Source organism: Pelomicrobium sp. G1 (genome assembly GCF_051905455.1).
Classification (GTDB): domain Bacteria; phylum Pseudomonadota; class Gammaproteobacteria; order Burkholderiales; family UBA6910; genus Pelomicrobium.
The window spans coordinates 1-237 of record NZ_JBQACR010000582.1 but is presented as its reverse complement, the minus strand read 5'-3'; the positions used below and the strand labels follow the sequence as shown (position 1 = coordinate 237).

Sequence of the window (237 nt, the reverse complement as noted above, 5' to 3'; positions counted from 1 at the left end):
GTGCGGCCCTACGTGCACCGTTCCGCCCTCATGGTGGCGCCCCTCACCATTGCCCGGGGTACCCAGAACAAGGTCCTGGAGGCCATGGCCATGGGCGTGCCGGTGGTGGCGAGCCGCGTGGCGGCCGGGGGTGTGGACGCGGAGCATGGGGAGCATTTTCTGGTCGCCTCCACCCCGGAGGAATACGAGGACGCGATCCTGCACATCCTGGACGACTCTCGGGCACGGGAGCGGCTG

General features: G+C 69.6%; 1 protein-coding gene. It reads left to right on the top strand.

What is annotated here, in order from left to right; genetic code table 11:
• A partial coding sequence (locus ACTFO6_RS19715; RefSeq protein ID WP_439935986.1) for a glycosyltransferase occupies window positions 1–237 on the top strand: 237 nt, incomplete at both ends.